5 protein-coding genes are annotated in these 4,408 nt (G+C 65.2%); 3 read left to right on the top strand and 2 right to left on the bottom strand.

Annotated elements, in window-relative coordinates:
- On the bottom strand, positions 1 to 324 hold a 324-nt coding region (locus EN969_RS18670), incomplete at its 3' end, for a hypothetical protein (RefSeq protein WP_245467459.1).
- A 171-nt stretch (positions 325 to 495) separates the two neighbouring features.
- Positions 496 to 981, bottom strand: coding sequence for a hypothetical protein (locus tag EN969_RS18665; protein WP_063167658.1), 486 nt, complete (start codon positions 979 to 981; stop codon positions 496 to 498).
- Positions 982 to 1,173: 192 nt separating this feature from the next.
- Between EN969_RS18665 and EN969_RS18660 the strand changes: the two genes are divergently transcribed.
- From EN969_RS18660 to EN969_RS18650, 3 genes are all read left to right on the top strand, one after another.
- Positions 1,174 to 2,148, top strand: coding sequence for an L-threonylcarbamoyladenylate synthase (locus tag EN969_RS18660; RefSeq protein WP_063167659.1), 975 nt, complete (start codon positions 1,174 to 1,176; stop codon positions 2,146 to 2,148).
- 8 nt (positions 2,149 to 2,156) lie between these two features.
- Entirely contained in the window at positions 2,157 to 3,587 is a 1,431-nt protein-coding gene (locus EN969_RS18655; RefSeq protein ID WP_063167660.1) for an FAD-binding oxidoreductase, read from the top strand.
- Positions 3,588 to 3,773: 186 nt separating this feature from the next.
- Positions 3,774 to 4,340 carry a DUF6101 family protein gene (locus EN969_RS18650; protein WP_013532817.1) on the top strand — a complete coding sequence of 189 codons (567 nt, stop codon included), beginning with the start codon at positions 3,774 to 3,776 and terminating at the stop codon, positions 4,338 to 4,340.
- Positions 4,341 to 4,408: the final 68 nt, after the last annotated feature.

The raw sequence follows: 4,408 nt of genomic DNA, 5'->3' as shown, positions 1-4,408 counted from the left end.
GTTTTCGTAGACGTCGACCTGGATCAGCGGTTCGCCATTGACGATGGCGCGCTTGGTCGAGGAACTCATCGCGCCGCCGCGTTCCAGCATGCGCTGCAGGTCGGCGCGCTGGTCGTTGGTCCTGAACCAGCCATCAGCCTCGTCGTCGCTGTCACGGCGGTGGAATTTGTGCCAGTTGGCGCGGTCCTGCCGCACCATCTGCGCGGCATTGTCCAGCGCATAGCCGTCACTCGCCTGATGGTCGCGATCGGAAATGCGCGCGACATAGGATCCCAGCATGTCGTCGGCATGAGCCGCGACGACGCCAAGCAGTGACGCCAGCAATAGGCCTGCTCCGGTTACGATTCCAGATTTTCTCATGGCCCCCCCTTTACCCCTAGTGATGAAATCCCGTCTGCCAGAAATGCCTGGAACGGGGACTGCCTGGCAATGGTGCGCCGGGCGCCAGATCGCCGTCAAGTCACGCCATCGATGTCGGCTGTCTTTGAGCCGAGGCTACTTGGTGTAGCCGTTGGGAGGCATGCGCTGCCCTGCTGCCGGGGCCGGAGCGCTCGGCGGGGCGGGTTTGTTCTCGGCGTTCCCTGAGGGGGCAGCGGAAGCGGTGGCCGTTGCCGGCGCGGTGCCAGCGGCCGGCGCGGCACCGGTCGCTGGTGCAGCGGTTGGCGCGGGTGCCGGGAAATCGGGACCGGTAACGCCGCCACGGATGACCATCGGGCCTGGCTGGAAGCCGTGTCCGGTCGCGGGCTTGTCCGGGATCGCCGCTACCTTTTCATCGGTGACGTCGGGCGGCGCTTCCCCTACTGCCATCACCGACCGCGCATCGCTGGTGTTGACCGCATCGACGATTCCAGGCTGGTTGGGAGCGCCGATCCTGACGATCGATGGTGTGGAGGATGGCGTGCCTGGAAAAACCAGGGATGACGCCTGGGCTTCGCCGGCCGCAACAGCAAGAATGATACCCAGCAGGATACGCGCAGACACTGATGTCGCTCCCCTTTGCCCAGAAGCTGTTCGATAGCAGGCCGGAATTGATGCCGGCTTTCGTGGAACCATAGCATTTTAGGGATTGATAAATCGCCAATGCTCCTGCTCGCCAACAAACGGTTACCCAACAGCCGACTTGCCCAATGGCCGCCATCGTACTACGCACCCCGCATCTGTGAGGTGACGAGAGTGGCTGAAATACTTGGCTCGGGCGAGGCGCTGGAGCGGGCGCTGGCGCTGCTCAGGGAGGGCGATGTCGTCGCCATCCCGACGGAAACCGTCTACGGGCTGGCTGGCGACGCGACCAACGGCATCGGCGTCGCGCGCATCTTCGAAGCCAAGGGGCGGCCGCGCTTCAACCCGCTGATCGCCCATGTCGCCGACATGGCGATGGCCGAGCGCCTCGCGCTGTTCGATCCGCTGTCGAAGAAACTCGCGCGCGCGTTCTGGCCCGGTCCGCTGACGCTGGTGCTGCCGCAACGGCCCGGCAACGGCATCCATCCGCTCGTCACCGCCGGGCTCGATACAATCGCCTTGCGCATGCCGAGGGGCTTTGGCGGCGATCTGATCGCCAGGCTCGGCCGCCCGCTTGCCGCGCCCAGCGCCAATTCATCCGGCAGGATCAGCGCAACGACCGCGCAAGCGGTGGCAGCCGATCTCGGTGCGCGGATAAAGCTGGTGGTCGATGGCGGCGCAACCCCGGTCGGGCTGGAATCGACGATTCTCAAGGCCGAGGGGGAAAGAATGCGGCTGCTGAGGCCCGGCGGCATCGCTGCCGAGGAGATCGAGGCCGCCATCGGCATGGAATTGTTGCGCGGCGGCACCGCCAGTATCGAGGCGCCGGGCATGCTTGCCTCGCACTATGCGCCAGGTGCCGCGATGCGGCTCAATGCCGGCACGGTCGGCGAGGGCGAGGCTTTGCTCGGCTTCGGCGGCCAGAGGGCACAAGGCTGGCACCGCGCCGAAGCCTTCCTCAATTTGTCCGAAACCGGTGACCTGCGCGAAGCGGCGAGCAATCTGTTCGCCTGTATGCAGGCACTCGACCGCAGCGGCGCGCGCACCATCGCCGTCGAGCCTATTCCCTGCGACGGGCTCGGCGAAGCGATCAACGATCGGCTGTCGCGTGCAGCCGCCCCTCGTGACATCACGCAACCCGCAACATAGTTTCCCCCATGATCGAAATCACAGAGACACTCGATCCCGCCCTCATCGATCGCTTCGCTGCGATCGTCGGCGACAGATATGCGCTGCGTGATCAGCAGGACATCGCGCCCTACCTCATTGAGCGACGTGGGCTCTGGCACGGCGCGACGTCGCTGGTGCTGCGGCCGGGCAGCCTCGACGAGGTCAGCCGGATCATGCGGCTGGCGACCGAGACGGGAACGCCGATCGTGCCGCAAAGCGGCAACACCGGGCTGGTCGGCGCGCAGGTGCCGGACAGGTCCGGGCGCGAAATCGTCCTGTCGCTGTCGCGGCTGAACCGCATCCGCGAGATCGACGTCCTGTCCAACACGGTGACGGTCGAGGCCGGTGTCATCCTGCAGACGCTGCAGGAGGCAGCCGACGCCGCCGACCGGCTGTTCCCGCTGTCGCTGGCCGCGCAAGGCTCCTGCCAGATCGGGGGCAATCTTTCCTCCAATGCCGGCGGCACCGGCGTGCTTGCCTACGGCAATGCGCGTGAACTTTGCCTCGGTGTCGAGGTGGTGCTGCCGACCGGCGAGGTGTTCGACGACCTGCGCAAGCTGAAGAAGGACAACACCGGCTACGATCTAAAAAACCTGTTCGTCGGCGCCGAAGGCACGCTCGGCGTCATCACCGCCGCCGTGCTGAAGCTGTTCCCGAAGCCGAAGGGGCGCGAAGTCGCCTTCGTCGGCCTGTCGTCGCCCGAGGCGGCACTTTCGCTGTTCGGCCTGGCCATGGACCGTGCCGGGGCAGCACTCACCGCTTTCGAACTGATCGGCAGGCGGCCATATGATTTCACCCTGGCGCATGCCCAGGGTGTGGTGCGGCCGCTGATCGAGGACTGGCCGTGGTACGTGCTGATGCAGATTTCATCAGGCCGTTCGTCGGAAGATTCGCGAGCGTTGATCGAGGATGTGCTCTCGGCTGGCCTCGAACAGGAATTCGTCGGCGACGCCGTCATTGCCGCGAGTCTCGCGCAGGGCGATGCCTTCTGGAATTTCCGCGAGCTGCTGCCCGAGGCGCAGAAACCGGAGGGGGCCTCGATCAAGCACGACATTTCGGTGCCTATCGCCTCGATCCCGCGTTTCATCGAAGAAGCCGCCGGCGCGGTGGCGTCGGTGAGCGCCGGCGCGCGCGTGGTCTGCTTCGGCCATATGGGCGACGGCAATCTCCACTACAACATTTCCCGGCCCGTCGACGGCGACGATGAGGCGTTCCTCGCTCTCTATCACCCCATGAACAAGGCGGTGCACGATGTGGTGCGCAGCCTGCACGGTTCGATCTCGGCCGAGCATGGCATCGGCCAGTTGAAGCGCGACGAACTGATCGCCACCGCGCCGCCGATGGCGATCGATCTGATGCGAAGGGTGAAGGCCGCTTTCGACCCGGCCGGCATCATGAATCCGGGTAAGGTTATCTGATCCTTTCGACATCTTGTGGCTGGTGGGATTCCGATAACCATCCCTGAGATCAGCAAAATTTAACCGACTTTCTTAAGCGGGGCGGTAAGGAGCCCGCGCTACTGTCTCCATACAAACGAGGCTGGAAAAACCGGCCCGGAGAGAACCGGACACCGGCTCTCAGGAGACAGACAGGAAGGCCACTCTATGAACACCGGACTGAAGCCAGTCTGGGCGGGACGCAACATGCGTCTCGACCCATTCCGCCTGCCGCAAGTGGTGAGCTACGCGACTCGCGACGACTACGGCGATGTAACCTTCACCATCGACCAGCGCGGCGCCGTGATCCGCCGCTTGCTCGAGATGAGCGGCCTGCCCGCGATCATCGTTCTGCCTTCCAATGCGTTCCGCGGCGTTGCCGCCCGCGCCATGGAGGATCCGGACGGCAATGTCACGGTGACCCTGGAACTCCTGCACAACGACCCGATGCTGTCGGTGCCGCTGCTGGTGGCCGACGATCTCGACGATGTCGCAGCCGACTGGCGCGCCTGGGCCGACGCTTACCGCCTGCCGATGCTGCTCATCGAATCGGACGGCGTTGCCCGCACCCTGGAAGAATCGCTCGGCGCCGCCATCAAGACGCTGCCGCCGCAGGATCGGCGCAAGGGGCGGATTTCGAACACGCGCCGCCCGCGTTTCCTCGCTCGCCGCAGAGCTGGCGACCTCGGTCTCAGGCTGGTCGTCGACGGCCAGGAGATTATTTCGCGGGAGTAGGAAGGTTCTTCCTTCTCCCCCTGTGGGAGAAGGTGGCCGAGCGAAGCTCGGTCGGATGAGGGGTGTTC

Origin of the sequence: Mesorhizobium sp. M7A.F.Ca.CA.003.01.2.1 (assembly GCF_003998945.1) — a bacterium.
GTDB classification, from domain to species: domain Bacteria; phylum Pseudomonadota; class Alphaproteobacteria; order Rhizobiales; family Rhizobiaceae; genus Mesorhizobium; species Mesorhizobium ciceri.
Note: the sequence above shows the minus strand (reverse complement) of the source record. Positions and strands in the feature narration are given on the sequence as shown.

What these genes read in the sequence shown, in the direction of transcription:
- EN969_RS18650 (WP_013532817.1), top strand. Translation starts at nt 3,774, where the DNA reads ATGAACACCGGACTGAAGCCAGTCTGGGCGGGACGCAACATGCGTCTC.
- EN969_RS18655 (WP_063167660.1), top strand. Translation starts at nt 2,157, where the DNA reads ATGATCGAAATCACAGAGACACTCGATCCCGCCCTCATCGATCGCTTC.